Here is a 24,033-nt window from a genome sequence, read left to right as displayed (position 1 = left end):
TCGAGGTAGAAGTTGAATCAGACGTCGGGCACACCGTCACTTCACATCCGATTCATCGATCAGAGGATGCGCTCTAGCCGAGAGTGACGGACGCGGGAAGGCACGAGGGCTCGGCTGCAACCCTGACCAGTCGGAATAACGGGGATTGATCCTTGGCGCCGAGTCACCGGTCTCCTACACGTGAAGGTGCAGACGAGGAGCATCTTCATGGCGACGATACGGAAACTACGAGGACGCTGGCAGGCGATGGTTCGCCGCAAAGGGCTGCAGCCCCGCGCCAAGAGCTTCGACGTCAAGACAGATGCTGAGAAGTGGGCTCGGAGTCTGGAGGCTGAACTCGATCGCTGCGGCAATCTTCCAGACACGCGCGTCGCTGAGAAGATGACAGTCCGCGAACTCCTCGAGCGCTATGTCGCCGAGATCACGCCAGCCAAGCGCAGCGCATCATCGGAGACGTATCGGATCCGGGGAATGCTCACGCGCTCGATCTGTTTTCGCACGCTCGCGATGCTCACGCCGGCCGATGTCGCCAGATACCGCGATGAGCGGCTTGGTCAGGTCGCGCCCGCGACCGTCATCCGGGAGCTGAACACGCTCGGGCACGCGATCGACATCGGCCGCAAGGAGTGGGGCATTCACCTCGCGCAGAACCCCTGCCGAATGATCCGTCGCCCAGTCCCACCACGCGGTCGAAATCGTCGTCTACAGGATGGCGAGGAACGGCGCTTGCTGGAAGCCGCCGACGCTGGCCGTAACCCGTTCATGCGCGCCATGATCATCCTCGCCGTTGAGACAGCGATGCGTCAGGGCGAGATCCTGGCACTGACATGGGACAACGTCGACCTTGATCGCCGCGTCGCCCATTTACCGATGACGAAGAATGGCGACAGTCGAGATATCCCCCTTTCTCAGCGCGCGACAGAAACGCTCAGGAGCCTCGCCAGCGAGCGTTCTGGTGTCCGGGTGATGGAGACCACCAAGAGCGCCGTGGAGCAAGCCTGGGGCCATCTACGGACTCGTGCGGGCATCCCTGATCTTCGCTACCACGACCTCCGCCACGAAGCAGTGACCCGATTGCTGGAGCGCGGGTTCAACGTCATCGAGACCGCGACGATCTCCGGTCACAAGGAGCTCCGGATGTTGCAGCGTTACAGCCATCTGAAGGCGGCGGACTTGGTTGAGCGCTTGGGGTGATGGGAGTGTCCGCTCGCTCGAATGCGAGCTCGATGTCCTAGAAATCAGCGTCACGGTCGCAATGGGATGCCGGCTTCGAGATGCGCGGCCGCGGACGGATCCTCAACTCCTCAGACGCCATTCTTTGTCGAGGCGGAAACTCTTGCACTGCGGGACTGATGCCACGGTATCCGCCTTTTGAACCTCAACCTCCTCAGAATTCGTTAGTTCCTCTCTTTACGTTGCGATCTTTCGCATCGCATTTTGATCGATACTGGCACCTTCCGAGCCACCCATGTATCGATTTGCGCCCTTGTCTCTCTGCAATCTCAGCAGCTAACGCTGCACTTGCATCTTCGTATCCTGAATTTCCCGCGCCCTCTCTCGATGTCGATTCAAGTATTTGGCATGCTTCTCATTGAGTCCCTCGACGCGTTGAAACTCCATCGCCCCCAACCCAGCCGACGCAAGCTGATTATCCGTGAGATTTGCTGCATTAATCCAAGTCCCATCATCGGAAAGCGTAATCAACCCTTTGTCGAACGCTGCATCATAGGCCGCTGATAGCAAAAGCCCGTTGTAGGGGTCGAGACGTTCTTCGTTCGAAGCACACGACCATGGATGGATATGGGAAGCAACAAGCAACTGTTCGATATCTAGATCTGTCGAACAGCACCTCCTATTCCATAACTCCAAGAGATTTTGACGGAATTGCCCTTGGCCGATCCGCGCCTTCACTATCGCAGTTCGGGTCGTCTCATCGGGTGGGGGTCTGTTCCCCACGCTCGCGTCGCTGCGGATTGCTTTGTCGAGCCATCCCTGCCGTTCCACGTCTAGAATCATGGCTGCTCGGCTGAAAAGGATGTCGCCCTCACTTTCACGCAGTCGGGTCATATAGATTTGCGCACCCAGGCCTTTACCCGTTTCAGGATTATTCCGAACAGGCATATATTTTACACGGTCTCTGAACAGTCCTGAGGTAAGCTCATCTCGTGGGCGTCGTTTCGAGAACTCAATAAACTCGACTGGCAGGAGCCATCCTGATCCGTGCCAGCGCCTATCGAGAGTGAAACCTTGTGGTTTTTCTTGGTTTTCTATGGCCTCTTCTCGGGCTATCGCTAGACCTTCAATATACCCGTGTCGACAAAGGATAATAAACTCTCCTGCTTTAACTCCTTCAATCGCAGACCAGTGCCACGCTGGCGCGGTTAGGCTTCCATCTTCTCTGACCGTCTGGTTCGGGCACCATAGGGCCGAGGCTTCTTTCTGAGCAGCGAACCGTTGACCTAGATTTACCCACCAAACGCTCATCCTATTCCCTCCAATGCTATCACTAATCGAGATCTACAATCGACGCCGGCTCGTATGCCTCGAGCTTCTTTAAGCCGCTGACCATACCCTCTCGATAGAACGGCTCGCTGACGGAGCCTTTCAGCCAACACTCCGTCTTGCTCCGAACAAAGGTGAAGGCGATGCACTGGTCGTTCTGCACACATGAGAGCCGGCACTGCTGCATGGTTTGTGCGCCAATCTCAGCTCGCCGCGAGAGATCCCCGCCGGGGAGATCGACATTGTCGAAGACGCCCGCCTGGGGATCGATCACCCCCATCGTGAAAGACCCAGGATCCCGGTCGCTTCTCGTCAGCAGCTGCCCGGAGATCGCGATTATATTCCCGTCGACCGTGCCTATGCTCGACTTCAGGAAGCAGTTCGGTCCGCTCATGATTCGATCGTTCGCATTGTAGGTGAAAGCCTTGCACTCGCCGCCCATTTCCAGACAGGCGCGAGCACAGGATGGCGCATCATCGACGCGCTGCGAGCCGATATCTCCACCGTAAAAATCCAAGCCGGCAAAGATGGCCATGCGTGTCGGCCGACGCGCATACTCTTCTATTGCCGACAGCCTTGATGTCGACGTGCTGTTGAGACCGGGCGAGGAAAGAGAGCTTGGACCGCCTGCGGAGGCGCTGGCATCCGGCGCTCTCATGTCACTGGGAAATGACTCCGCGCTTTCTGTAGGCTCCGACGCATCCGGTGCCCGTTCAATACTCCGTCGGTTGATTTTGTAACGGGTGATCTCTTCCTCGGTGAAGACGTGCATGTCATCGGGCGGGGTTCGAAACATGATCGTCAGCACTTCGACCGGCGTGTCGAAGCGGTTCAGCACGTCGAGGATATCGGAGATCGACAATTGAGCACTGACGAGATCGCGACTGCCGGAGCTGACTTGATGAACGCCGAGCTCACCGTTCGCCTGACGTTCGTCGCCAGCCAGGAATATGAGCGCACAGGAGGAGTAGCAGCCAGATCCCGTCGGTATCAGGGTTGCCATTTTACGCCGATGCACATCGTCGGCGATCAGCAGTCCCATTGCCACAATGCCACCGGGGCTATTGAGAACGAGGACGTCTGCGTCGGGGGCAACAGTCAGAGCACGCCGGAAATTGAGCGCCGCGCCCGTGTCTATTTCGCCGTCCAACGCGATGACATTCGGCCGATCATCATCGATTGAAAAGGGCCCGTAGCGCTGAACTTCAGCGACGACGGGACACGCGGCCAGAAAGACCAGCGACAAGGTCGCCATCGCAATACGCAAACGAGCTAACATACGGACGTTGTTCCCCAGGGTCGTTCGGTGAACGGAACACAGCGCCAGTCGCCGTGGCAAGCCTTTTGATATGCAAGGCGAAGCAATTGCGAAGCTCGGCGAAGTCGGCTTTGCTGCGTGGCAATGAAGCTTCCGGTGACGCTCCTTGGCTCCCCCTGCCCCGCGTCCTATCAGCTCGCAGCTACCGGATCGGCCGGCAGCTTGAAGCTGAAGGAATATCGCAATGGGTTTCGGTTTCTCCGTCCGCCGTTTGGCGTGTGCTTCTTTGTGTATTTTGATGAGCGCACCAGACGCGACAGCGGGTATCCTGAGTCGTGCTGAGGTCGAAATGGCCATCAATGACGTCGCCTCCCGTTGGGGCGTCGATGCAGACAACCATCACCTCAGAATCATGCGCATGGCCACCCCGCGATCCAGCAGAGAGATCGGGTTCGCCTGCGGCGAAATCCTTCCTCTTGGCAGCCCGACACGAGGATCGGATTTTCGCAGCTTTCAAGCGACACTTGCGCAGCAGGACGGCGAAGTCGCCGTCATCGGCATCGCGCCCTTCTATCAGTCCGTCGAAAAGCTTCTGCAGGATGGGCTGTGCGATCGCTAGCATGACGTTGGCCGAGGCGATGACGCGCTTTACTCGGTGGGCGCTTCATCACCCGGACATCCACGCAGTTCGGCTGACTGCGCCACCGGCAACAGTGCGGCGCCGACGTCTGTGGTGACGATGGCATGCGATGAGAGGCTGGGCATCCCTCCAACTCGTCCGAAACTCCCCCGCGCGGCCAATGGTGTTGACACTAACGCGTTAGTGTTATATAACCTTTCTGACGCTAACGGAGTGGCTGGCATGGCGAAGACGCAGGCTGAATATCAACGCGAATACAGAGAGAGGAAAAAGGCCGAGCGAAAGACACTGCCTGACGAGACGGCGGGCTTCATCAGAGGGTCCTTCTCGGACTACTTCATCCGGGAGAGGAGCAACCACAACGCGGGATGGGAATACGCAGAGGAAACGTGTGCCTATGCAGGGGTGGAACTACCGAGCTTTGAGACGGACGAATGGCCGGAGTTCGGAACCTACGGGCTCGCGAGCCATGACATGGAGAATCGCGGCGCGCTGTCGAAAGCCGAAATGCTAGTCGGTGCTCTGTCGGATGCGCTGAGCGTCCTGACCGCTAAGCTCAATCACTTCAAGATCGAGGAGGTCGAGGCGCGAATTGCCGAGTTGGAGACAGCAGATCTTTCTGATCCACTGGCAAAGAAGCAGGCGCTTCGAGAGATCGTTCGCCTCACCAAAATCAGAGATCGACTAGGAAAAGAGGTCCGCCTTGCTTTCCCGGTCACCGAGGTCAAGGGCTGAAGCCCGCGGCAACCCCGCCCGACGCACGTGAGTGGAATCGGAGCGCGTCAGACGGGGTCACATCAGCAACCTAGGCCTAAAGGCCATGCAGGAGAATAACATGAATACATCATCTGCGACAGACGCCGAACTGGCAGCCGAATATGAAGCCACCGCTCGTGAAAAAATCGATGAGCTAACAGGGGTGCTCGATAGCGCCATTGCGGATCTCATGGATATTTCGGACTTCGATGATGGCTTTGGATCGCTGAAGTCAATCGGTGAAGCCTGCGGGCACCTCGGTCGCGCTCTGGATCTCCTCGACTGCATGAGTGGGGAGCGCGTGGCCGTGAAGCGGGGCGAGGAAGTGTGTGAGGGGGTCTACTATTGGAACCCCTACCACGATCGCGATCTTATTCTCGTCACCTATGAGGGGCGATCGAGTGTATCCCGGATCGGCCGATCCTCGAGCCAGAAAGTCGCGAAACGCCTACTGACACAGCTGGTGATCGAGGCTGCGGTCGTGCCGGAGGCCGTGCAATGAATGCTCTCCCGGAGGAGCTCCTCGAACTCATCCGCACGGAGAAAGAACGTCACGACGCTACTCAGAATCCGAGGCTCATGCTTCGCGAGTATCTTGACGACCTCGTGGAAGGCTACGTGAGAGATGACGGCTTTGATCTTGCCGGGCATTGGGAGCTCTGGCGAATGTGCGGCAAGCTCTGGAACGACAGCGGTCGTGCTTCGCGTTCGTTGAGGCTCGACGTAGAAGAACTGGTTCGCGGCCCGGATCGCGTGCCGGAAACCTATGCACAAGCGGCGCGGCTCGTGCGTTGGCATCTGACACTGCACAAACCTCTTGTCCGAGTCGCGGCAAGTTGCAGCATCCACTAGAAACAGAGGGCGCTCTCAGGCGCCCTCTCCTACTTGGCGCAACGCTCCAGGAATCAACTGCGATCGGCAGCTGCGCTCTTTGCCGTCGTGTTTCTTTCTCTAATCGCTGAATGGTCCGGTCGAAATCGAATCTCCGCAAATCCGCTCGACGCAGTATTGCGATCTGCGCGAGCGACGATAGCGGTCTTGGTCTTGTCTGCTGCCGAGGTAAAATGAGCCGAGCGGCGTTGCAGAATTTTCCCACTGTCGAGGCTTAAGGCGATTCCGCACCGGCAAACGCTCGCTGCAGGTTATACCCACTAAGAAGCCGCTGTTTCGGGCTCAGTCGCCTCTTGCAACCGCCGACGACACGAGTTCTCCAGCCTTTCGCCGACGATTCCGTCTAATAACTTGTTCTACCCCCTCTACAGTCTCTCCCTCTCACCATCCAGCCTTCTTCAGCTCTCTCTCTTCACGCTCACGCAAATTTCGTAGCGCGACCTCGACGGCTTTGTTCAGCTCCTTGTAGGCGACATACGTTTTGAACGGTCCGCGCCCGCTTCGATCCTCCGGCTTCACCTTCAGCTTTCGCTCATGCAGGTGCTCTATCAGCTTGGGACGGTGATGAGCACGGCGACGTTCGAGCGCGTCATCCATTTCACGCAATCCGATCATGCCGGTTTTGAGGAACTTCCTGCGTCGGTCTTCCTCCTGCCTGTCCGTGACCATTCCCATCACACCGGTGTTGCCCCGCTTGAACGTCGGCATCATGAAATCGAAGTAGCTGTCCCGCAGCTTCTCGAATGGATAGCGTCGGAGGTCGTGGATGAATTCGATCCCGAGCCGCCGGACTTCATCTGTCTCCAGCGTCACTTCGATCCTCGTGCGCTTCTCGGTCTCCGAGAGATACGTCGCTGTTCCGGCGTTGTGGTTCTGGCGATCGACTTCCTTGTCCATGAGGCGCCACATCACAGGTCCGCCTTTTCGTCCCGTGTAGTAATTGGCATCTCCAACCGGCTGCCGGTCCTGATCAGTGGAGACCTCCAGATGATCGTTTGATCGCCCGTCAGAGAGCGGGAGGAGCGCCGCCGTGTGCGCGTTCCCTCTTCCCCACGTGAAGCGAGGTCTGTCGCGACGCGTCCTCAGGATCTCTCCCGGTGGGAAATGGTGTCGCTGTAGAACCGTCAGCATTTTCGTTCGCGCATCCGGGCATGGGCTCCTCGGTCGGAAGTCGATGCTGAACTCAATCGCCCGGATCAGGCCGTGCATCTGCAAGCCGAACTTTTGCTCCATTGCCTTCTGCGCCGCGATCATCAACGCGATGGTGGGCTCCTGCAGCGTCACGGAAAACAGTGTGCCGGTTTGGCTGCGCTCGTCTTCGACATCTAGCGGCACGAGCTCCGAGAAGCAGTTCATGCCGAGTGACGCATCGATCCATCGCTTGACATGGATTGCCTGAGTCTCGCGCTCAAGCCAGAACCCGAGATCTACCCAATCAATCACCGCCTTCCGGCGAAACGCCTCGAGGTTGACGTCGGGCACCAAAGTGTATCGTCCGGCGAGGCGAGCCTGCGAGTTCAACAAGCTCTGCTCGCTGTAGCTGAGCGACACCGGCAGCCGATTGCTCTTGGCGAAGTCAACGTCGATGGCATTGCGCAGCACAGGGCGGCCTCGGCTTGGATCGATGAGTGTGGGACGAGCCGCCGCTGGAGCTTGCTCGCCACATCGCCAATACACAGCGAAGGCGGGCGACGAAAGCGCCTGCGCGCACATCTTGGGGCAACGCGGTTTGGGCGTCGAGGTCCTAGAAATCCCGCCGGATGTCCACGGGAGTGCCGCCTGCGGGTGTCGAGGGGCGGGAGCCTATCCTCAACTCCTGCAAGATGCTCATACAAGCTCACTGGCGCGCGTTGTCGACTCCGATGATATTTGCTGCTCCCGCACGAGGAAGCGCGCCACCGACTCGCCTTGAGCGACAGCAAGCACATGGTGGCGACAGACAGCTTCTACCCTCCATCGATCGTCGACGAGGCGGCGGGGGTCGAACACCGTTCTCCGGCGACGGCAGTAGATATGGACAGGTGACAAGGCGGTGACGGGGGGTGACAAAAGTTTACGTCGCAGCCCTCCGATGCTCATTTGAGGGCCGCTATTGGGTTACACCACCGGTTCGCCGATCACCTCTGTCACCCTCCTGGAGGGCCGAAACCCACCTTCTCCGGGCGACAGGTTTACGCAAACGTTACGCTAAGTTTACGTCGCATTGCGGATTTTGATTTTCTGCGATTCTGTCACCTTTCCCTCGTCTTCGATATGGAGCGCCAGGGTCAACGTTGCCACGATCAGAATATGGAGGCAGCATCTATCATCCGTGGATGATCGTCCGGATCGTGCTCTTCGCCGCTGGGCGGCAGCGATCGGATGGCGCGGATCCTCAACTCCATGGGAACGTGGTTAGCACAGCAGCCGCCTCGGCGACCACGCTCCGATTACCGGCTTACTCCGGCACAAACGCGTCGGTGAATGTCGCCACAGAGATCGCTCATCCCGGTGCGGCGTTCTCCCATGCAAGGCGCATGATCGTGCTCCTCTCTGCTTGAAGGCCCGCGAGGAGAACGAAGGCTAGCAGTCCGAGCACTGTCGCCAGCACACTTAGACCGCCGGCTGCCCGGATGATCAGTCGGCGCCCCAGCCTGATCTCCATCCTGTTCATCTCCGTTGCCTCCTGATTGCCTCGTTGGCGACATTCTGCAGCCAAACGATGGGGCGGGGAGAAATCGGAGGCCAGAATTCCGTCGATCGTCACACAGACTCACTGGCGAGCGTTCCGCGCCGGCTGCAACCGACTAGCACCGGAGGTCACGGAGCTCGCCAGCGAGCGCCCCTGAGTCTTGGCGGCGCATTCCAGCTTCAGACTATCGGTGGTGCGCCCACACTGGGCTGACACCGGCCGGATTTCCACATTCCGCTGTTCGAGGGGGTCCCCAGGCCTGCCAAACGACTTGCGATAGATCGGCCGAAATGCACGAATAACAATGGGGAATATTTTGGAGCCGAGCGGAATCTCGGTGGACGGGAGGGGAGCATGAAGTTCGACATCCGGAGGGGTTGGCGGAGGGTCCGGAAGCGGGTCGGCGATCACCGGCCCCCTAGTGGCTCCTCGCTAAGCCTGGGGCCGCTTCAGCGAATGCTTTCTCGATGAGGCTGACGGATATGCTGGCGGGTCTGCTCGCGTGGTTCCGTGCGCCGAAGGAGATCCGGCGGGAGGCCACGGTTCTCGTGGCATTGCACGGACCGCAAGGCGCATGGGTCGCCGCTCGCGACAAACGCCACATGGCGGAAGTAGTCGATGCGCTCGATGACGCTCGCCAGTGGAACGCGGTGATGCGCGAGATCGAGCGACAGACCGGCTATATGCACCAGCCCGACACCGCGACACGGATGGCAGAGCGCAATTAGCCCGAGGACGAGAGGGGGCAGGTCCACCGAAAGCACATGGCTCGGATATCGGCGTGCGCAGGATTCGCGATGGCGAGGACAGTCATGATTGCGTTGGCATGCGGACTCGCAGGAGATGCGCACGCTGAGCTGCTGAGCACGCTGCGTATCGTGCAGTGGGAAACGCCGATCGCTGAATTTCGGCCAGAGAGTATCCGATCGCTGTTACGTTCTCTGGACCTGAACGAGACAGAGTTCCTCCCGTTGCCGCGCTACCTGGAGTTCCGGCACGATCTGGTTCGCATTACGGCGGCATCAGGGGTCGCATGGTATCTGATCCCACTGAGCCCTGATATCTCCTACCGAGGGGATGCGGACTAAGATCATCTGCGACGTCCTATGAAGGCACCGAAGGGATGCAAGCCGGGGAGAGTTCTGCCGCGGACTGCGCGGATCGGCATGCTGAGTCACCAGCGAGCGTTCGGTGCCTGCTGCTACCCAACTACGCTCAACGGACACGGCGCGCGCCGGTGAGATTCCCTGAGACTTGGCGGCCCTATCCGATCCCGCACCGTCGACAATCTTCCGAGGTGCTTAGCGGATTGCGCAGACGAATAGCGGGGGCTCCTGGCCAGGAGGTGTGCGCCTTGCCGACTCTCAGCCCGTGGAAATGATGTTGGGCCAGCGGCTATCGCTGGCCCAAAAGACAATGATCAGAACTCTTCCCAACTGTCCGCATTAGGCTGCGGCGCTCGGGCCGCGCCGCCTGAGCCAGTCGGACGAAGCTGGGTGACCTTCGCGCTCTGACGCTGCGGAGCTCGGCTGGGCTGCCGACGTTGCGTCGCATCGCCCGCGCTGGTGCGGAACTTCGCCATAGCGTGAGCCAGCTCATCAGTCTCGTTCGAGAGCGTCTGGCTGGCCGCGGTCGCCTCTTCCACCATCGCAGCGTTCTGCTGGGTGACCTTGTCCATCTGGTCGGCCGCGCCGGAGACTTCGCGCAGGCTCGTCGCCTGTTCGCGGGCCGAGGAGGCAATGGTCGAAATGACTTCGGCCATGGCGCTGACTTCCGAGACGATCTCTTCCAGAGACTTGCCGGACGCCGTCACCAGTTCCACCCCGGCGCCGACCTGTTCGCGGGAGGTGGCGATCAGGGTCTTGATCTCCTTTGCCGCTTCCGCCGAGCGCTGGGCGAGCCCGCGCACTTCCTGGGCGACGACCGCAAAGCCCTTGCCCGCTTCGCCGGCCCGCGCCGCCTCGACGCCGGCATTCAGGGCGAGGAGGTTGGTCTGGAAGGCGATCTCGTCGATGACCGAGATGATCGAGTTGATCTTCTCCGAGGACTGCTCGATCTGGCCCATGGCGGTGACCGCTTTGCCGACAACCTCGCCACCCTTCTGCGCACGCTCCCGTGCGACCGTCGCCACCTTCTGAGCCTTGCTGGCGCCCTCGGCAGTCTCGTTGACGGCCTGAGTCACCTCACCCAGGGCGGCGACGGTCTCCTCGAGGCTCGCCGCCTGCTGCTCGGTGCGATGGGCCAGATCGTTGGATGCCGTGTTGATCTCGCCGAGACCCGTGCGGATCGAGGCTATGGACATTACGACATGGCCGATAGCCGTCTCGAGCGCCGCGACGCTGGCATTGAACTTGGCGCGGATCGGCTCGAATTCGTTGGCGACCCGATCCTGCATTCGAACCGTCAGATCGCCTGACGACAAACGCTCGAAGCCGACCTCGACGATACCGACGAACGCCCGCAGATCTTCGGCCTTGGCACTGTCGAGCGCCGCCTGGCGCTTCTTCGCCTCATCCTGACTAATACGAGCAGCCTCGGCTTCGGCAGCGAGAGCATCACGTTCGATAGCTGCAGTCTTAAAGGCCTCGACGGCCCCGGCCATCTCGCCGACTTCGTCCTTGCGGTCTGCCCCCGGGACGATGACGGTCTTGTCGCCGCTCGCCAGCTTCCGCATCACGCTGGTCATCTGAGAGATGGGCGTCGAGATAGAGCGAGAGAGGAAAAATCCCATGACCAAGGCAATTAGAGTGGCAACTACGGCACCAAGGGCAAGCGTAAGATTGGCGGCACTTGCAGCTGCATCACGTTCGACGACACGAGTAGCGATGAGAGCCTCCTGTCCTTCACGAACCTCATCGATGAGGACGCGCCCTTCAGCCAGCGTCAACTTACCCGTGAGCGCAAAGGCTTGTTCGCGCGTCAACGGATTGCGAGCAAGCTCCAACTGACGCTCGGCGGAGTTCGCTTGCCAATTTGCGACGATGGCCTCTAAGCGCTCTACGCGGCTCTTCTGCTCGTTCGATACTGTGTTGGCCTTGAATGAATTGGCATGCGAAATGAACTTGCTCTTCGCATTCTGATAAGTTGCGACGAACGCCTCGTCGCTGCTCAAAAGGTATCCGCGCACAGCGTTCTGCTGTTCCACCATATTTTCGACCATCTGCTCGGCATCGATCGTCAACCCGAAGCTCTTCTGGTTCAGATCAGCGTTGATGCCGATCGCGTCCAGGGAGCGATAGACCAAGAAGTCCGCCGTCACGGTGGCAATAATGACGGCAAAGAAGGCGAGCGCGAGCTTTCGTGCCATGCGCAGATCGTTGATTTTCACTGTCGTTCCAGTCGGATTCTCAGAAGACGTCCCAGCGACGCCTTCGCATTAAATCGGCCGATCTGGTTAATTCCGTCCTTACGAGATGACTGGCGTTTAGAACTTTGGTCTGCCGGCTCCGCCTTGTCCGCTATCGGCTTTGCGAAGCGCCGGCGACGCAGCCAATCGTCATGCCCACACGCCTGCGAGTGTTCCGCGCCGGCTGCTACCAAACTATGCCCACAGGCATGGGAGCGTGCCACGGAGCTCGCGTGAGTCATGGCGGCGCATCCGACGACCCAACGCACTATGCAAGCGGCTCCGAAGGTTGGTTGCGATCGTCAGGGTTGGCGGCGTGGTTGGCTGAGCATGACTGACGCGGACGATGAGGATGGCGAAAGATCTTCGGGTCGACAGTCTACAGGGTCAGGCGTGGAGAAGTCGGACATCGGTATGCGCGGATCGTCATGTCGAGTCACTGGCGAGCGTTCCGTGCCGGCTGCTACCCAACTACGCCCTGATGCCACGGAGCGCGCCACTGAGACTCCCTGAGTCTTGGCGGCCTATCCTATTCCTCGGCGTCGACAATCTTCTCGATCAGATTAGCCGATCGGTCAGATGAGAGGCGGATACTCCAAGCCGGAGGTGCGCCATGTCTGTCAGCCCGTGGAAGCGACAGGATCGTCTTGACAGTGCTGCCCGGCTGCGGCGGCGGTTTGAACGTGTTCCACGACGTCGCCAGCGACCCCGCTGGCCGCGGGACTTGTCGATGCTGCTCTTCAAGATCGTCGCAATCGTCGGCGTTGGCGGCGCGGCCATGTATGTCGCCCCGGACCGGACCGGCACATGGTCTGGGATCACGACCAAACATCTTTTCGGGTATCGGAACTGCGACGCGGTGCGCGCAGCAGGGAAGGCGCCGCTAAGGCGAGGGCAGCCGGGTTATGCTCGCCATCTGGACCGAGACAATGACGGGATCGCTTGCGAGCCATGGGTCGGGCGCTAATAGCGAGTGATCAGGTTCAGAAGGGCGAAATACCGCCATTCCTACGTATTCGCTCTTTAATCCCTCAGGACGCGACCGCGCTGGCGTTGAACGCGTCGATGACCTCGAACAGGCGGTCGGTTCGCTTCATGTCGAAGACGTTCTCCGGCCCCTGCGGCGCGATGTCGGTAAAGGGGCTCTCGTAGAGCAGCCCCGGGTCCATCACGCCCTGTGCCGTCAGGTGCTCGACGATGAGGCCGATGAACTCGATCTGGTCGGCGCTGGCCGAGCCGCCGGCGATGAACTCGCCGAAGGCCGCGTTAACGGACTGCCGGTCGAGCCCAACGAGCGAGCGCACGAACCGACCGAAGCCCTCGCTTGTCTCGCGCGCTCGCTCGATCGTCTCGGCATTGCCGATCCCGGCGTCGAGCAGCATGGCTTCGAGCGCGGCGAGATCGGTTGGCGTGAGAGGCTTTCCCGAACGCAGCTTCATCAGCGCGATGTTGTCCTCGTGTGCCTTCAGGAAGACCCGCGCCTTCTGCTTGAAGCGCACGAAGTCGATCTCGCCGACCTGAGGCAGATCGTGGGTGCTTGCCTCGCCCAACTCGTCCGCGAAGTTGGAATAGACGATGACGCGCTTCTGCTTCTCGATGTGCTGAACGAGATTGCGCAGCCGCAGGCGCACGAGTTCCAGATGCGGGACGGTGACGCCCTCCCACCAATGATCGTCCTGCAGCGCCTCGATCAGCTCTGCCACAGCCGCGACGCCAGGGATCGCGGTCTGACTTTCCAACGCCGAAGCGATCTCCAGAAGCTGGGTCTTGAGCTTCGCGAAACGCCGGGAGCCACTGAGGAGGGCGAGTTCCAGCTGGAACATCAAGAGATCGAAGCGCTTGGCGTCCTCGGTGCCGAGCCGCTTGCCCGAGGGCAGCGGCGCGACCTCCTCGATAAGTTGGTTGCGCTTCTCCGCGTCGAGAGCGGTCCAGGCCGACGGTTCCAGATACGCCTCGACCACCCGGCGTTTCCGACGCACAAGGTAGCTGTCGAGGCTCATGCCCGCGACGGTCTCCTGCAGCTCCTTCAGCGCGTCCTCGCGCACGTCCTTCTCGCTCGGCAGGTCATGCGCGACGCCGGCGTCGTAGTCATCGCTGTCCTCTTCCATCCCGCTCGGCACGTCGCGCTTTGCGTCGAGCCCCGTTACCAGATCGAGACGCGCGGCAAACAGGCGTTCTGACAACGATTTTGATCGCGATGCCTCGCGCATCTCTGGGTTTGCGCCGAAGAACTCCAGATTGCGGCAATAGTCGAAGACCCGGAAACACTCCTTGTCCGCGCCGGGGCCGAAGAGATCAGGGCAAAGCCGCGTGCCGCGCCCTATCATCTGCCAGAACTTGGTCTTCGAGCGCATCAGCTTGAAGAAGACCAGATTAACGACCTCCGGCACGTCGATACCGGTGTCCAGCATGTCGACGGAAATCGCCACATGCGGGTCCTTGTCCTTCTCCGAGAAGGCGTCGATCAGGCTTTGCGCATAATCCACCTTGTAGGTGATCACCCGCGCGAAGTGCCCCGCCAGATGCGGGAACATCTTGTCGAAACGCTCGGCGATATAGGCGGCGTGGTCTTGGTTCTTGGCAAAGACGATCGTCTTGCCGATCCGGTCGCCGCCCTCGACCTTGATGCCGTTCTCCATGAAATGGCCGATCACCTGATCGACCGTGTCCTCGTTGAACAGCCACTTGTTGACCTCGGCGGCGTCGACGCTGTCGGGCGGGCCGTCTTCGCCCCATTCCAGCATGTCCCAGCGGTCCTTGTCCTCCGGGGAAAGCTCGTCGTAGCGCAACCCCTCGCGGATGATCTTCAAGGGCACAGAGATCGGCTCGGGCGGCACCAGATGGCCGTCGGCGATCGCTTCGTCGAGGGAATAGGCGTCGGTCGGAACGCCGACTTCGAGGTCGAACAGCGCGTAGGTGTCGCGGTCGATCTCGTCGCGCGGTGTCGCCGTCAGGCCAACGAGGAATGAGTCGAAATACTCGAAGATCGCCCGGTAGCGCTGATAGACCGAGCGATGTGCCTCGTCGATGATGACGAGATCGAAATGCCCCGGCCCGAAAGCGCGTTTGCCCTGTGCCTTACCATCGATGAGGTTCATCATCGTCGGATAGGTGGAGAGAAATACGCGCCCCTCGGCCGTCTTCTCTGTGACGAGATTGACCGGCGCGGCGTCCAGCAGATGTGCCTTGAAGGCGCCCGTCGCCTGGTTCACGAGGCTGACGCGGTCAGCAAGGAAGAGGACGCGCTTAACCCAGCCGGCGCGCATCATCAGGTCGACCAGCGCGATGACGGTGCGCGTCTTGCCCGAGCCGGTCGCCATGACGAGCAAGCCCTTGCGCTCGTTATCGGCCTCGAAGCTCTTGGCGAGCGCCCGGATCGCGCGCTGCTGATAGGGCCGGCCGACGATCTTGCGGTTGATCACCTCGCTGCCGAGCAGCTTGCGGCTGGTCCGTCGCTGGATCAGAAGCGCCAACTCGTCGCGCTTGTAAAATCCGCCGATCTGGCGCGGGCCGTAGCGGGTATCGTCCCAGATCCAGTGTTCATAGCCGTTGGAGAGGAAGATTACCGGACGCTGGCCGTAAGCCAGCTCCAGGCAGTCGGCATAGAGCTTGGCCTGCTGCTGGCCCTTCTGAGCGTCGTGTTTCGTGCGCTTGGCCTCAACGAGGCCGAGCGGCTTGCCGTCGGCGCCCCACAGCACGTAATCGACGAAGCCACGTCCCTCTGCATTTGGCATGCCCGAGACTTCGAACTCGGTGTCGTCCGGCTTGTCGAGCGCCCAGCCGGCCTCCTTAAGCAGAAGGTCGATGAAGCGGTCGCGGGTCTCGGCTTCGATGTAGTCGTGGGCGTCCGGCGTCGCCTCGTTGGCCTTGCGCACCTCGGCCACCGCGGCGCGAGTCCGCTTCAGTTCCTCGTCGAGATCGGCCCTGTCGCTGAGGAGGCGGGTCAGCTCCCCGTCCTTTTCCTCCAGCACCTTCTGCTGAGCCTGGATGTGGGCGAAGGCCTTGTGCATGGCCTCGTCGCGGCGCGACAACGGCGAGGCGTCGAAGGCGAGCCCGTCGGCCGGCCGGCTGCCCCGCGCATAGGTGCGGGCAAACCAGAAACAGACGTGGAACAGTTCCTTGACGGCACCGAGCGCATCGCCCTCGGAGGTGGTCTTCTCCTCGTGCACCGCGCGGTTGCGGATGCGGTTGATGTATTTCGCCTTGGCGAACACCGCCTCGCCGGCGAGCCGCTTGAAGCTCGGCTCGTGCAGGAGAGCCGCGATATTGTCCTGATAGGGCAGTGTCAGGCCGGGGTCGTTCCTGAATGCCCATTTAACCGCGATCTCCACGGTCTTGCCGGCGAAAAAGGCGGCCGCCGTCGGCGAGGACTTCGCGTTTCGCTCGGCCTCGACGGCAGCTTCGTGGACGATGGGGAATTCCGGGAGGAGAAAGGCGAAGTTCGACATGGGCTAATTTCGGACATCCGGGAATTGAGGCAGAAACGAACGTTCGATTTGTCCCCAGAGCTTCGGATCAATGTCGTTTCCATCTCGAACCGTGTTCAAGACGCTGTATCCTCGGAACGCTAATTCCTCGGCCAGTCTGCGCTCCAAGCCTCCCACAATCTTACGCCGTTTGGAGTGTTCTTTAGCCCAAGCATCGCGCTGTTCATTATTACCTTTGTCGAACTCAGATTTGCTGATCACCGGTTCGAAGATTGGACCCCAACAGCGAAAATCCAACGATTTGATAGAAACGTCGGAATGGCCTGCCATGCGCCGGGACAGATAGGTCCGGAAACCATTCGCTGCCGCATTCGTGATCCCCAGATGCTGACCGAATCGATCATAGGGCGATGCCGCTTGAGGCGGTCTGTTGTCCCCAGTTCGGCCAACATAGAGAAACGCTTCATCTTTGAGGTAAGCTCGAAAAACGTAAAGCCAGAACCCCCGTTTCAGCATCGCTGGTGCCAGCTCAATTTGCCAAGTCTGAGGGCACATTAAATGTAAGTCCTGCTCATGCCGGCCCACGAGGAGAAACTCAGCTTCTGGCTCGCCTCGGCTTCAGCTTCTTGGGTCGTCGCAAATTTGGTAGGTGGAAACGCGAAGTTATTCATAAAACCGAAGGTGCCCGCCGGATAGTAAAATCGCAAGTTGCAGATGGTGCCACGCTAAAACTCTGCCCGCCAGTTCGCCGGCTGCAGCATGACACATTGGTCGAGCGGCGGCGTCAGTTCGAAGGCTTTCGGTGCCCGCGCGAAGTCGTAGAGACGGGCGAGGCGGAAGACGTCAGGCCGCTCTTCGGCAAAGCCGCGTTCGTTCTCGGAGAGGAAGAACGGCGTCGTGCCGATGCCCGTTGTCGTCTTCACCTCGATCAGCCTTTCGCGGCCCGCCTGATCGTAGGAGCGGATGTCGTAGCCGGCGCCGTCGCCATCCTCCTGCGAGACCCAGCGCACCTTCCGCGCCAGGTCGGCGCGGCCCGCGTCGCGCAAACTCGCCTGCTCGTGGTGAAAGATGCGCTCCTCGCCGCGCCGGCCAAGCGCCCGGTTGCGGGCGTCGCGCAGCGCTGGATCGAATTTTCGGACGATGCGCTCCAGCGGCGGCGGTGTGGGCTCGAAGCTCGGCACCGGCGGCGCCTCGAAGAACAGGGCGTCGTTCTCGGAAAGGCCCGATGCCGACGCCTCGGCCTGCGGGTTCACGAAGAGCGCCGGGTGGGCGGTGAGATGCCGCTCGATGCCGGTGATCAGCGCGCCCTGAAAATTCGCCTTCGGCTTGTAGCCGGCGATCCAGGGCATGCCGAGGCGCAGGAGCACCGCGCTGATGTTCTGGTGCTTGAACTCGATCGAGCCCCGGCTGCGCCCGGTCAATTCCTGCAGCGCGGCGTTGCGGTGGGCTTTGACGAAGGGCGTGCCGCCAAGTTCCATGGCCAGCATGTCGAAATAGTCGGCGACGATCAGGTCGATCTCGCTTTCCGTCCAATCGCTGCCGGCCACGGATTTCGGCATGGCTAGAGCTGACCGGAAAAGGCACGGGATTGAAGGGAGGCGAAGAGGGCGTTAAGCCTCTCCAATTGCAACGAGCTAGCTAGTTCTTTCGCTCGCAGTCGCTTTACGCCAAGGGCAAACCTCTCCTGTTCCGCCCGCTTGGGCACTATGATCGGGAACTGGCGCAGGTCGCCGAGATTGATTCCCTTGACCGCTGCACCACGCGTCCGTCGGTCCATCCAGTGGCGAGCGGGACCTGTTTCAAGCTGTGCTTTTATAAACTCCGCGTCCGCGTTCTTGATTGCCAGACGCGCAGTATCCTGCGTGATGTTAGCTCCATCGCATTCTTCGGGCGCGATCGCCATTCGACCAACATGGCCCCGGATCGAAATGAGCAAATCGCCACTCTTGAGTTTTGATCTGCGGTATTCGTGAGCGATTTCGGGTGTTGTGCGCCGAAGCTGATCAACCTTGACGCGGTTGTTTTGAATATCAACGACGCGAACGTATGGAACACCATCCACCACATCGGGACCGGGCTTCAGAATGCCGTAGGTTATTTTGCGGTCAGACGAAACGATTTCCGACAAGGAAACAACCGCGTGTCCGTTTGTATTTTCAATCGGATCCCCAAACATCTCCAGAAAGATCGACTGCGTCAGGCCGTCGAGCAGATCGAGCGCGCGTTTGCGCTTGCGGCGCAGCGCGTCCGCCTTGTCCAGGATCGCCGCAATCCGCCGCTGCTCGTCGAGCGGTGGGAGGGGGATTTCGATCCGCTCTACAACAGCTTTTGATATCTCTTTGAAGGTAGCGCCATTTCCGAGAGACTGCAGGTGGTTCTTATTCGCTTTCAGCCAGTGAAACAGGAACTTCGAGTTAAGCTTTTGGCTGTCAGGAACCAAGCTTTTGAAGCCTTGGTTTGTTGCCATTGGCCGCGTATTTATTGCGACGAGCCCAATAGGGGCTCGCGAACTCAGAAGAACGGAGTTTTGTGGGAGGATGGAGGCTGCGCAGCTTCGCAAACCATCCTGCGTAATGCTGCGCTGCGGCCAATCTAGAAATTCGGTATCAAGCCTGCTCAGGTCTTTTGGGGTGGCCCAAGGCACCTCTCCTCCCCAGAATTGAGCTTCTTCAGTCTTCGGTGTTGCTCCCGAGACAATCTTGCATAAGTCACCGAGGGCAGCAGCGGACCACGTCAAAGCATCGCCTCCAGCTCATCCAACCCCTCGGCGATCTCCGTCTCCAGCGCCTTCAGCTCCGCGATGATCTCCTTCGGCGGGCGGTGCTCGGTCGCTTCCTGCACCACCTCCTTGTAGCGGTTGATCGAGAGGTCGTAGTCGGCCGCCGCGATGTCGGCCCTGGGCACGCAAAAACTCTGGTCAGTGCGGGCGCGGGTCCGCTCCTTGCCGTCCCGCTCCAACCAGCGGGCGGCGATGTCCGGCAGATTGTTCTTGTCGTGTTCGCCCTCCTCCAGATGGGCGTCCGGGCCGATGCGGTCGGCATCGAGCAGCGGCGTGCGCTTGTCGTCCAGCGAATAGCCGTCGGCCTGGACATCATAGAACCAGACGACATCCGTGCCGCCGGAATTGGTCTTGGTGAAGAACAGGATCGCCGTCGAGACGCCGGCATAGGGCCGAAAGACGCCAGACGGCAGCTTGACGATGCCGTCGAGCTTGTGATCCTCGACCAGCATGCGCCGCAGCTCCTTGTGCGCCTTCGACGAGCCGAAGAGGACGCCGTCCGGCACGATAACCGCCGCGCGCCCGCCGGGCTTCAGGAGCTTCAGGAACAGGGCCAGGAACAGAAGCTCGGTCTTCTTGGTCTTGACCGTCTTCAGAAGATCCTTGGCCGTCGTCTCGTAATCCAGCGAGCCGGCAAAGGGCGGATTGGCAAGGAGAAGCGAATAGGCCTCCTCGTCGCCCTTGCCCTCGACGGGTTCGGCAAGGGAGTCCTTGTAGCGCACGTCCGGATTCTCGAAGCCATGCAGCAGCATATTCATCGAGCCGATGCGCAGCATCGTGCCGTCGAAGTCGAAGCCGTGGAACATGCCTTCGTGAAAATGCCGGCGCAGGGCCTCGTCGCGGAAGATCTCGGGGTGCTCGTCGCGTAGATATTCGCCAGCCGCGACGAGGAAGCCGCAGGTGCCAGCGGCGGGGTCGCAGATCGTGTCCTTCGGCGTCGGCGCGGTCATCGCCACCATCAGCGCGATGATGTGGCGCGGCGTGCGGAACTGCCCGTTCTGCCCGGCGGAGGCGATCTTCGACAGCATGTATTCGTAGAGATCGCCCTTGGTGTCACGATCGTCCATCGGCACGTCGGCGATGAGGTCCACCACCTTGGCGAGCAGCGCCGGCGTCGGGATGGTGAAGCGCGCGCCCTTCATATGGGCGCCATGCGCCGTCTCCGCCCCGCCCATCTCGCGGATGAAGGGGAAGACGTGCTCGCCGACGATACGATACATCTCGGCCGGCGCGTCGTTCTTGAAGCGCGACCAGCGCATCGCCTCGTAGGGCAGGCCGCGCGCGTCATTGCCCTCGGGAAAGACCCGCCGCTCCATCGGCTTCTTCAGCCGGTTCGCCTTGTTCTCCTCGCGGGTGTGGACGTCGTCGAGCCCGCGGATGAACAGGAGATAGGTGATCTGCTCGATCACCTCGAGCGGATTGGAGATGCCGCCCGACCAGAAGGCGTTCCAGATCGTGTCGATCTTCGAGCGAAGGTCACCGGTGATCATGCATGAACTCGAATCATTTGCGCTTTTCTGGTGCAACCGTAGGCTAAGCGGAACGCGAGAGGGAAGTGGCTGATGGCGAACGCCTGGATGGTGAGGGCCGAGATCAACGGCAGGCTCTACGATACCTTCAAGGAGAAAGGCGTCGTCGCGATCGGCTGGTTCGAGATTGGATCCCTCGCCAATCTCACAACGCGCGATGCCATTGCAGAGCGCGTTCGCCGGCAATGGCCCGAGATGAAGCCCCAGGCCGTCGCGATGGCTGCGGGCCAGATGCATCGGTTCCGCAGCGAGATCGCCAACGGCGACATGGTGCTGACATACGATCCGCGTCGGCGCGTTTATCTCGTCGGCACGGTCAGCGGCGGCTATCATGTCGACCCGAGCGTTGATGCGGAAGATCCGAACGTGCGTCCGGTCAAATGGCATGGCGAGGTCTCGCGCGACCTCCTGTCCCTTTCGAGTCGCAACAGCCTCGGTGCGATCTCGACGCTGTTTCGCCTTCCGCTGGAGGTGGCCGAGGATGTGCAGCGGGCCCTCTCCTCGCATCAGCCGGCCGAAGAAATCGTCACCGGCGAGGTCACGGCGACAGAAGAGGATGTCTTCGAGAACATCCAATCGAAGGCGACTGAATTCACCAAGGACCGTGTCTCGGCGCTCGAATGGGACGACATGCAGGAGCTGGTCGCCGGTCTGTTGCGGGCGCTCGGCTACAAGACGCGAGTCTCGGCGGCCGGTCCCGACCGTGGCAAGGACATCGTCGCCTCGCCCGACGGCTTCGGCTTCGAGGCGCCGCGCATCGTCGTCGAGGTGAAGCATCGACGGGGCGCCATCGGCTCGCAGGACATCCGCAGCTTTCTCGGAGGGCGGCACCCGCAGGACAAGGGCCTCTACGTCTCGACCGGCGGCTTTACCAAGGACGCCTATTACGAGGCCGAGCGCGCCAACATCCCGCTGGCTCTGATGACGATCGACGAACTCGTCGAGTCGCTGATCGAGAACTACGACAAGCTCGACATGGAAACGAAGCAGCTACTGCCGATGAAGCGGGTGTATTGGCCTGCGTGAGTTGGGGGAGAATTGGAGGTAGGTTCGTGGAGGAACGAGAGAAGGCGCCACCAGCACTTCGGCCCGGTGGAGCTGAGCAGAAGCGCGGAAAAGCAATCATCGAATACGTCTCTGGTGGCTTAGCAATGATCACAGGGGGCGTTTCGGAACTCGTGATGAAGCCCATCCGAGATCTAATCGAAAAGCGCCTACAGACGCTTGAAGAAATGCTCGTTCAGGAGCTTCGTGACGGCTTAATCGACGAAGAGGCTATCATTCATGAGGAGCAGCTTGCCTCCTTCATTCTGCGCGTGAGGCGCGCTGCGGCAGAAGGCGTTTCTATCCGCAAGCTTCGGATTATGGCGCGATACTTTTTTCGAAATGCTCCCACCGAGCATTTCGAGGAGGATACTGCCGCTGAGTATGCCACTATTACGGAGCAGCTTTCTGATCGAGACATGCGTGTGCTGGCGGTTCTGAAGCGCGCTCGAGAGCAGGGGATCTTCAATGTGTCCGAGGAGGGGCATTATCCCCGGCTTCTCTATGAGTTGGATACCGTCCCGATCTTCGCTGACGCGAGAAGCTTCAATGAAGCGGCTCTCGCGCTTGTTAGGTTTGGGTTTATCGATATGGCGTCAGCATTTGGGGGTTTAGCTCTCTTTCCAACTTACAGGTGTCTCGATTACGTCGACACGCTCGACCTCGAAATCCTCGAGTAGGAACTCAGCTCAATTACATACTGAGAACGCCCACACTCTCGGCTCGCGGCCCCGGCTTTGAAAAGAAACCGGCGCGCTCGCAAGGGCGCGACCAATGGCGCGGTTGATTTGAAGCCGCACCGCCCGGGACGCCCGTCGTCCCCACCCGGCGCGACACCTTCGAACAGGGTGGTCCCGACCGACGGGGCAACGGCCGGAGAGGTGGCAGAGTGGTCGAATGCACCGCACTCGAAATGCGGCATACGGCGCGCGCAAGCTTTGTGCGTCGAAGAGCCTGTCAAGCATCGGTGAAAGAGCCCGTGTGGGCTCAGCTCACCGTCTGCACAGGCGAACGACCGCCGAGTGACTTCGGCAGGTCCATCGAGACGCCAAGCATAGAGACCGAGGCACCGCGGTCAACCCTGACACGCATCTGCTCCCGATCGACTGAGCAGTGTTTCGCGATCACGGCAAGGATCTCTTCCCGCAGCAGGGCAACGAGATCAGATGGGTTCGTCGTCTCACGCTCATGCGACAGCAGAAGCTGTAGACGTTCGCGGGCTTGTTGAGCCGAACTCCCGCCGGTCTCGCCAATGGGGTCGTCCGACAAAAGATATCTTAGCCTGGCGCGCGCCTGGGACGCCGAGCTGTCGCGCGGTCTGAAGAGAGCCAAGAAGTTCATGCCGCTCTCCTGGCAAAGAATTTGCCAAAGAACCCTTTGGACTCGCTTGCCATCGCAATCGGGATGCTCTCACCGCAGAGCCGCTTGGCTGCGTCGCAATAGGCCCGCGCAGGCGCGCTCGTCGCATTGCTCAAGGTCACGGGCGTGCCAGTATTAGACGCCCGAAGCACCTCTTGGCTTTCAGGGATGATACCGAGAAGAGGCAGGGCCAAGATTTCCAAGACATCCTCGACCTTCAGCATTTCGCCGCGGGCGGCTCTGGCGGGGTCGTAGCGCGTAAGAAGCAGATGCTTCTCGACCTGCCCACCTTCTTCCGCCTTCTTTGTCTTGGAATCGAGAAGCCCAATGATCCGGTCGGAGTCGCGCACTGACGACACCTCTGGATTGGTCACGACGACAGCCACGTCGGCATGGCGCATTGCCAGGGTGGCGCCGCGTTCAATCCCGGCAGGGCTGTCGCAGACGATCCAATCAAACATCTCGCGCAATTCACCGATCACTCGCTCAACGCCCTCGGGAGACAGGTGGTCTTTGTCTCGTGTTTGCGAGGCAGGCAGCAGCGACAGCGTGTCTACGCGCTTGTCGCGGATCAGTGCTTGGCTGAGATTGGCGTCGCCCTGCACGACGTTGATGAAATCGTAGACGACGCGCCGCTCGGCGCCCATCACCAGATCCAAGTTCCGCAGGCCGACATCGAAGTCAACGACCACGACTTTCTGCCCGTTTTTGGCGAGGGCCGCACCGAGCGCTGCCGTAGAGGTGGTCTTGCCAATGACCTGAGACCCTGAACTTCCTCCAGATTTGGGTAGAGTCCGTCGATCACGGAGACGGACGATGCGACCATCACGG

At 60.5% G+C, this 24,033-nt stretch carries 20 protein-coding genes; 9 read left to right on the top strand and 11 right to left on the bottom strand.

Annotation, left to right across the window (positions count from 1 at the left end; translation table 11 throughout):
- Positions 1-207: 207 nt before the first annotated feature.
- Positions 208-1,194: an integrase gene (locus N7I30_RS21175; protein ID WP_498641011.1), complete on the top strand. Its 987-nt coding sequence runs from the start codon at positions 208-210 to the stop codon at positions 1,192-1,194.
- Positions 1,195-1,509: 315 nt separating this feature from the next.
- Here the strand turns inward: N7I30_RS21175 and N7I30_RS21170 are convergent, their stop codons facing one another.
- Both N7I30_RS21170 and N7I30_RS21165 read right to left on the bottom strand, forming a co-directional pair.
- Positions 1,510-2,484: an HNH endonuclease gene (locus N7I30_RS21170; protein ID WP_498641010.1), complete on the bottom strand. Its 975-nt coding sequence runs from the start codon at positions 2,482-2,484 to the stop codon at positions 1,510-1,512.
- A 22-nt stretch (positions 2,485-2,506) separates the two neighbouring features.
- Entirely contained in the window at positions 2,507-3,748 is a 1,242-nt protein-coding gene (locus N7I30_RS21165; RefSeq protein ID WP_498641009.1) for a PAN domain-containing protein, read from the bottom strand.
- A 256-nt stretch (positions 3,749-4,004) separates the two neighbouring features.
- Here N7I30_RS21165 and N7I30_RS21160 point away from each other — a divergent pair, with 256 nt between their 5' ends.
- From N7I30_RS21160 to N7I30_RS21145, 4 genes are all read left to right on the top strand, one after another.
- Positions 4,005-4,379, top strand: coding sequence for a hypothetical protein (locus tag N7I30_RS21160; protein WP_498641008.1), 375 nt, complete (start codon positions 4,005-4,007; stop codon positions 4,377-4,379).
- A 243-nt stretch (positions 4,380-4,622) separates the two neighbouring features.
- A complete protein-coding gene (locus N7I30_RS21155) occupies positions 4,623-5,135 on the top strand; it encodes a hypothetical protein (protein ID WP_498641007.1) in 513 nt (170 codons plus the stop codon).
- Between the two features lie 100 nt (positions 5,136-5,235).
- Complete coding sequence (locus N7I30_RS21150) at positions 5,236-5,658, top strand: hypothetical protein (protein ID WP_498641006.1); 423 nt, start codon at positions 5,236-5,238, stop codon at positions 5,656-5,658.
- A complete protein-coding gene (locus N7I30_RS21145) occupies positions 5,655-6,008 on the top strand; it encodes a hypothetical protein (RefSeq protein ID WP_498641005.1) in 354 nt (117 codons plus the stop codon). Before N7I30_RS21150 ends, N7I30_RS21145 begins: the two co-directional genes overlap by 4 nt.
- Before the next feature lie 420 nt (positions 6,009-6,428).
- On the opposite strand, the gene N7I30_RS21140 is transcribed toward N7I30_RS21145, so the two are convergent.
- Complete coding sequence (locus N7I30_RS21140) at positions 6,429-7,649, bottom strand: hypothetical protein (protein WP_498641004.1); 1,221 nt, start codon at positions 7,647-7,649, stop codon at positions 6,429-6,431.
- A gap of 1,536 nt (positions 7,650-9,185) precedes the next feature.
- Here N7I30_RS21140 and N7I30_RS21135 point away from each other — a divergent pair.
- Positions 9,186-9,446 (top strand): hypothetical protein, encoded by a 261-nt coding sequence (locus tag N7I30_RS21135; RefSeq protein WP_498641003.1) that lies wholly within the window; start codon positions 9,186-9,188, stop codon positions 9,444-9,446.
- Positions 9,447-10,138: 692 nt separating this feature from the next.
- Here N7I30_RS21135 and N7I30_RS21130 read toward each other — a convergent pair.
- Positions 10,139-12,046, bottom strand: coding sequence for a methyl-accepting chemotaxis protein (locus N7I30_RS21130; protein ID WP_498641002.1), 1,908 nt, complete (start codon positions 12,044-12,046; stop codon positions 10,139-10,141).
- Between the two features lie 748 nt (positions 12,047-12,794).
- Here N7I30_RS21130 and N7I30_RS21125 point away from each other — a divergent pair.
- Positions 12,795-13,031, top strand: a complete 237-nt coding sequence (locus tag N7I30_RS21125; protein ID WP_498641001.1) for an excalibur calcium-binding domain-containing protein — start codon at positions 12,795-12,797, stop codon at positions 13,029-13,031.
- A 64-nt stretch (positions 13,032-13,095) separates the two neighbouring features.
- Here N7I30_RS21125 and N7I30_RS21120 read toward each other — a convergent pair whose 3' ends face one another.
- From N7I30_RS21120 to N7I30_RS21100, 5 genes are all read right to left on the bottom strand, one after another.
- Positions 13,096-16,512 carry a DEAD/DEAH box helicase family protein gene (locus tag N7I30_RS21120; protein ID WP_498641000.1) on the bottom strand — a complete coding sequence of 1,139 codons (3,417 nt, stop codon included), beginning with the start codon at positions 16,510-16,512 and terminating at the stop codon, positions 13,096-13,098.
- 3 nt (positions 16,513-16,515) lie between these two features.
- On the bottom strand, positions 16,516-17,046 hold the full coding sequence (locus N7I30_RS21115) for a hypothetical protein (RefSeq protein ID WP_498640999.1): 531 nt from the start codon (positions 17,044-17,046) through the stop codon (positions 16,516-16,518).
- 170 nt (positions 17,047-17,216) lie between these two features.
- Positions 17,217-18,050, bottom strand: a complete 834-nt coding sequence (locus N7I30_RS21110) for a protein NO VEIN domain-containing protein (RefSeq protein ID WP_498640998.1) — start codon at positions 18,048-18,050, stop codon at positions 17,217-17,219.
- 2 nt (positions 18,051-18,052) lie between these two features.
- A complete protein-coding gene (locus N7I30_RS21105) occupies positions 18,053-19,228 on the bottom strand; it encodes a restriction endonuclease subunit S (RefSeq protein ID WP_498640997.1) in 1,176 nt (391 codons plus the stop codon).
- Positions 19,225-20,760: a type I restriction-modification system subunit M gene (locus N7I30_RS21100; protein WP_498640996.1), complete on the bottom strand. Its 1,536-nt coding sequence runs from the start codon at positions 20,758-20,760 to the stop codon at positions 19,225-19,227. The genes N7I30_RS21105 and N7I30_RS21100 overlap by 4 nt, the downstream gene beginning before the upstream one ends.
- 72 nt (positions 20,761-20,832) lie before the next feature.
- Here N7I30_RS21100 and N7I30_RS21095 point away from each other — a divergent pair, with 72 nt between their 5' ends.
- Positions 20,833-21,825: a restriction endonuclease gene (locus tag N7I30_RS21095; protein ID WP_498640995.1), complete on the top strand. Its 993-nt coding sequence runs from the start codon at positions 20,833-20,835 to the stop codon at positions 21,823-21,825.
- A 26-nt stretch (positions 21,826-21,851) separates the two neighbouring features.
- Positions 21,852-22,523, top strand: coding sequence for a hypothetical protein (locus N7I30_RS21090; RefSeq protein ID WP_498640994.1), 672 nt, complete (start codon positions 21,852-21,854; stop codon positions 22,521-22,523).
- Between the two features lie 307 nt (positions 22,524-22,830).
- Here N7I30_RS21090 and minE read toward each other — a convergent pair whose 3' ends face one another.
- On the bottom strand, positions 22,831-23,184 hold the full coding sequence (gene minE, locus N7I30_RS21085) for a cell division topological specificity factor MinE (protein ID WP_498640993.1): 354 nt from the start codon (positions 23,182-23,184) through the stop codon (positions 22,831-22,833).
- Positions 23,181-24,020, bottom strand: coding sequence for a septum site-determining protein MinD (minD, locus tag N7I30_RS21080; protein WP_498641012.1), 840 nt, complete (start codon positions 24,018-24,020; stop codon positions 23,181-23,183). The genes minE and minD overlap by 4 nt, the downstream gene beginning before the upstream one ends.
- Positions 24,021-24,033 lie beyond the last annotated feature (13 nt).

Source organism: Aurantimonas litoralis, from assembly GCF_026153195.1.
Taxonomy (GTDB): Bacteria; Pseudomonadota; Alphaproteobacteria; order Rhizobiales; family Rhizobiaceae; genus Aurantimonas; species Aurantimonas coralicida.
The sequence above is the reverse complement of the archived record's forward strand: the minus strand, read 5'-3'. Positions and strand labels throughout refer to the sequence as shown.

Bases quoted from the DNA above. Each gene is read 5' to 3' on its own strand.
- N7I30_RS21175 (WP_498641011.1), top strand. From the start codon at position 208: ATGGCGACGATACGGAAACTACGAGGACGCTGGCAGGCGATGGTTCGC.
- N7I30_RS21170 (WP_498641010.1), bottom strand. From the start codon at position 2,484: ATGAGCGTTTGGTGGGTAAATCTAGGTCAACGGTTCGCTGCTCAGAAA.
- N7I30_RS21160 (WP_498641008.1), top strand. From the start codon at position 4,005: ATGGGTTTCGGTTTCTCCGTCCGCCGTTTGGCGTGTGCTTCTTTGTGT.
- N7I30_RS21155 (WP_498641007.1), top strand. From the start codon at position 4,623: ATGGCGAAGACGCAGGCTGAATATCAACGCGAATACAGAGAGAGGAAA.
- N7I30_RS21150 (WP_498641006.1), top strand. From the start codon at position 5,236: ATGAATACATCATCTGCGACAGACGCCGAACTGGCAGCCGAATATGAA.
- N7I30_RS21145 (WP_498641005.1), top strand. From the start codon at position 5,655: ATGAATGCTCTCCCGGAGGAGCTCCTCGAACTCATCCGCACGGAGAAA.
- N7I30_RS21135 (WP_498641003.1), top strand. From the start codon at position 9,186: ATGAGGCTGACGGATATGCTGGCGGGTCTGCTCGCGTGGTTCCGTGCG.
- N7I30_RS21125 (WP_498641001.1), top strand. From the start codon at position 12,795: ATGCTGCTCTTCAAGATCGTCGCAATCGTCGGCGTTGGCGGCGCGGCC.
- N7I30_RS21120 (WP_498641000.1), bottom strand. From the start codon at position 16,512: ATGTCGAACTTCGCCTTTCTCCTCCCGGAATTCCCCATCGTCCACGAA.
- N7I30_RS21115 (WP_498640999.1), bottom strand. From the start codon at position 17,046: ATGTGCCCTCAGACTTGGCAAATTGAGCTGGCACCAGCGATGCTGAAA.
- N7I30_RS21110 (WP_498640998.1), bottom strand. From the start codon at position 18,050: ATGCCGAAATCCGTGGCCGGCAGCGATTGGACGGAAAGCGAGATCGAC.
- N7I30_RS21100 (WP_498640996.1), bottom strand. From the start codon at position 20,760: ATGATCACCGGTGACCTTCGCTCGAAGATCGACACGATCTGGAACGCC.
- N7I30_RS21095 (WP_498640995.1), top strand. From the start codon at position 20,833: ATGGCGAACGCCTGGATGGTGAGGGCCGAGATCAACGGCAGGCTCTAC.
- minE (WP_498640993.1), bottom strand. From the start codon at position 23,184: ATGAACTTCTTGGCTCTCTTCAGACCGCGCGACAGCTCGGCGTCCCAG.